This is a genomic window from Enhygromyxa salina, assembly GCF_000737335.2.
GTDB lineage: Bacteria > Myxococcota_A > Polyangia > Nannocystales > Nannocystaceae > Plesiocystis > Plesiocystis salina_C.
In genome coordinates this window covers 1-3031 of the sequence record NZ_JMCC02000203.1, presented here as the reverse complement: position 1 = coordinate 3031, position 3031 = coordinate 1, and the positions used below count along the sequence as shown (strand labels likewise).

The 3031-nt window shown below is 68.8% G+C and carries 3 protein-coding genes and 1 pseudogene; 2 read left to right on the top strand and 2 right to left on the bottom strand.

Features of this window, described 5'->3' with window-relative positions:
• Positions 1–206, top strand: a pseudogene (locus DB30_RS39860) (hypothetical protein); the annotation flags it as partial.
• A 34-nt stretch (positions 207–240) separates the two neighbouring features.
• Here DB30_RS39860 and DB30_RS39855 read toward each other — a convergent pair.
• Entirely contained in the window at positions 241–1230 is a 990-nt protein-coding gene (locus DB30_RS39855; RefSeq protein WP_153258499.1) for a hypothetical protein, read from the bottom strand.
• 9 nt (positions 1231–1239) lie between these two features.
• Positions 1240–2373, bottom strand: coding sequence for an NAD(P)/FAD-dependent oxidoreductase (locus DB30_RS39850; RefSeq protein ID WP_052559269.1), 1134 nt, complete (start codon positions 2371–2373; stop codon positions 1240–1242).
• 57 nt (positions 2374–2430) lie between these two features.
• On the opposite strand from DB30_RS39850, the gene DB30_RS39845 reads away from it, so the two are divergent.
• Positions 2431–2952: a hypothetical protein gene (locus tag DB30_RS39845; RefSeq protein ID WP_052559267.1), complete on the top strand. Its 522-nt coding sequence runs from the start codon at positions 2431–2433 to the stop codon at positions 2950–2952.
• Positions 2953–3031 lie beyond the last annotated feature (79 nt).

The following is a 3031-nucleotide window of genomic DNA, read 5'->3' as shown; positions in this document are numbered from 1 at the left end:
TGTACCTGCGCGAGATCGACGAGCAGTGGATCGGCCACCTCAAGGACATCGAGCTGCTGCGCGCAGCGGCGGGGCTCGAGCTGGTGGCGCTGTCGCTCGCTGTCGCCGAGCGCTGCCTTGGCGAGATCACCGGTCGCGCGGCGCTTGGCCCCGTGGGTGAGGACGTGCTGCACGCGATCTTCTCGCGCTTTTGTATTGGCAAGTGAGGCGCTGTCCCTGCCCCCCTTGGAGGTCGCAGGGCTACTCGCCGGCGTCGTCGGGCTTGGCCTCTGGCTGCTTGGCCGGCGCTTTCGCGGGCTTCTCGGCCGACTCGTCGTCTGGCTGCTTGGCCGGCGCTTTCGCGGGCTTCTCGGCCGCCGCGTCATCTGGCTGCTTGGCCGCGTCGGGCTCCACGGGGATCGGCGCATCCTCGGGCTCGGGCTCGGGCTCGGGCTCGGGCTCAGGTGCGGGCGCAGGCGCAGGCGCGGGCTTCTTCTCGATCACCGGGTTGCTGCCGTCAGGCATCAGCTGCGGAAGCGAGAGCGACACCGGCATCTTCACGTAGGGCGTCAGGTTGGGCGGATGACCAGCATCGGGCACGCGGATCGCCACGGGCTGGCGTTGCTCGAAGAACCCAACGTAGTCGGTGACGACCTCACCTTTCTCGACGATCAGGCGAAAGCCGATGATGTCGAGGTTGTCCGCCGACGTGTACGAGCACCACATTGGCTCGGCCCCCGTCGCCGCGAGCATCTGCCAGCCTGGCTGCAGCGGCGCACAGCTGAACGCCGACTTGGCCCCGAAGCGCGAGGCTGCTTGGCGGAACGCCTCGAGAAATTCGAGGCCGAGCGGATCCCCGTCGTGCGCGATCGGGCGGGCCCGCAGCTCACGACGATCCGGCAGACCCCACCGGGCGTGGTCGGACAGCAGCTGGTTCATGCGCTGGGGATCGTCCTTGGCCGCCGCGATCAGCAGCTCGACGATCATGGCCTTGGCCTGGAAGGGCAGCATCCAGGAGTCGGAGGCATCGGCTTGCCGGGCCGTGCGCTCGGCGTAGGCGGCGAGCAGGCTGCCTTCGGCGCCAGCGCCCTCGGCGGTCGGCGTGGGCAGGGACGTCGAGGGCGTGTGGGTTGGCACGGGCGGGGTCGCCCACGCCTCTGGCATGGGCGGGTACGGATTGTCACACCCACCGAGCGCGAGCGTGACGAACACCGCCGAGGTCAGGACGCAGGACAACCGCTGACGTGACATGGGTTGTGTTTAGACGGCTGGCCCGGTGTTGTCTAGGACGCCGATCAGCTCGTGCGCGAGCGCGAGCGCTGCCGTGAGGCCCGGGGACTCGATCCCCAGCAGATGCCAGCACCCGCGGGGGTGCTCGATGATCTCGAAGTCCCCGGCGGGCGCCCCTGGTCCAACCAGCTTGGGACGGATCCCGCAGCTGTCGTAGACCAGATCACCTGCTTCACACGGACCGAGCAGCGCACGGGCTGCCGCCAAGAATCCTGCGTGTTGCAGCTCACCGCGCGCGGGCGAGAAGTCCTCGGGGTCCTCGACCCACGCCAGATCCGGCCCCAGTCGGCAGCCACCGTCGAGCTCGAGGGTCAGGTGAACCCCAAGCGACGGGCTGCCGGGCACGGTCACCGGATAGATCAGCCGCCGCCACGCCGGCTGCCGACGCAGCCGAAAGTAGTCGCCGCGCGCCAAGTGCATCGCGCGGGTCAGACCGACCAGCTTGGCGACGCGCGTGGCACCGAGCCCCGCGGCGTTGATCACCCGCCGCGCGAGCATGCTGCCGCGTGGGGTTGTCAGGGCGAACCCGTGTTCGAGCGGCTCGATGCGCGTGACGGGGGCCGAGCACACGACCGATACGCCGGCCTGCTCGGCTGCGATCTGCAGTGAGCGGACCAGACCGTGCGCGTCGACGATGCCCGAGCTCGGCGACCACCCCGCTGCGCGGACCGTGGGAGGCAGCGCGGGTTCCAGCGCGCGGGCCTGCGCCAGCGTGACCCGCTCGAGCGCGACTCCGTTCGCCGCGGCGTTGTCCACGAGCGCGTCGAGCTGTGCCTCCTCCTGGGCATCCCGCGCGACCAGCAACTTCCCCGTTTGGCGGTGACCGACCCCGCGCGCCGCGACCCAGTCCCAAACCAGACGGTTTCCCGCGACGCAGGTTCGGGCCTTGCGCGAGCCAGGCTCGTAGTACAGCCCCGCGTGAACCACCCCACTGTTGCGGCTGCTGATCCCCGTGCCCGGGCGCGCGGCCGCCTCGAGCACCACGGTCGACTCACCCGACAGCCCCAAAGTCTGGCTCGCAGCCCACGCGATCGCGCAGCCGACCACCCCGGCCCCGATGATGACGAGGCTGTCGGGGTCCGGGGCGTGTTGGGGCGGCGGCATGGGTCGCGTGGGTCGCGGGGAGATCGCTGCCCACTAGTCTAGAATGTGAAAACAGCGATGCAGGTGGACCTGGTTTGGCGGGTCGGGTACGGTCTGCGCGGAATGGCCTTCGAGTACAAGCCGGGCATCTACAAGACCACCAAGTTCCTTCCTGGTCACGAGTCGGAGATCGAGCCGGGTCAGCTGGTGCTGATCCGAACCGATGGCGAGTTTGCGCCTGCCTCCGTGCTCAAGCCAGTCTCGAACACCAACAACCAATGGCAGTTTCAGATGCCGGGGATCAAGGTCCCAAGCAACTCGCTCAACTGGGGCGACACGCTGGTCAAGCTGCCCCACGAGGGCTTCTACCGGTTGCTGGAAGAGAAGACCTTCGACGGCGGCGGCCGGTGGTTGGTCAACGCGATCGTGCAGCTTGGCTACACCCGCTTGGCCGAGCCGATCCTGTTCATCGCGCAGCGCCGCAGCCCGCTGGCCTCGAACGACCTGTTCTTCTCGGACAAGGGCGTGAAGATCGAGCTCGACAACGTCGACGCCCTGATCCAGCCCCTGGCCTGGTACCAAGAACCGAACAAATCTTGACCCCCACAGCGACCTTAGACTTCGCCGACTGCAGCCGCTTCGCGTCTGGTCGCTTCGCTCCTCGGGGCTGGCTGTTCGC

Excerpts from the sequence above, each read along its gene's own strand:
- DB30_RS39855 (WP_153258499.1), bottom strand. The coding sequence starts at position 1,230 with ATGTCACGTCAGCGGTTGTCCTGCGTCCTGACCTCGGCGGTGTTCGTC.
- DB30_RS39850 (WP_052559269.1), bottom strand. The coding sequence starts at position 2,373 with ATGCCGCCGCCCCAACACGCCCCGGACCCCGACAGCCTCGTCATCATC.
- DB30_RS39845 (WP_052559267.1), top strand. The coding sequence starts at position 2,431 with ATGCAGGTGGACCTGGTTTGGCGGGTCGGGTACGGTCTGCGCGGAATG.